The 249-nt window shown below is 40.2% G+C and carries 1 protein-coding gene; it reads right to left on the bottom strand.

The window, feature by feature from the left end:
- A partial coding sequence (locus tag R0J87_RS23095) for a hypothetical protein (protein WP_498889279.1) occupies nucleotides 1-249 on the bottom strand: 249 nt, incomplete at both ends.

The following is a 249-nucleotide window of genomic DNA, read 5'->3' as shown; positions in this document are numbered from 1 at the left end:
ATTTCTTCTCTTTGATCAGAAAGTTTAGGAGAAAGAGAGGTGGCACTTTGATGTTCGTTTTGGCTTAAATCTTGAGCAAGTTCTTGCAGATGATCTTGAAAGAGATGAACTTGTTTTTGCAAAAATTGTAACCGTTCCTGAGGTGAAGCAATGGTATGATTTTCACAGTTGACATCGGAGTTAACTTGTTGACGAGTGAGCGAATACGTCCCAATAATAGAGCCGGTTGTACTTCCAATGAGGACAGCC

It is taken from the genome of Halomonas sp. SIMBA_159 (assembly GCF_046536035.1).
In the GTDB taxonomy this organism is placed as follows: domain Bacteria; phylum Pseudomonadota; class Gammaproteobacteria; order Pseudomonadales; family Halomonadaceae; genus Vreelandella; species Vreelandella venusta_A.
This window is presented reverse-complemented; position numbering and strand designations above follow the sequence as displayed.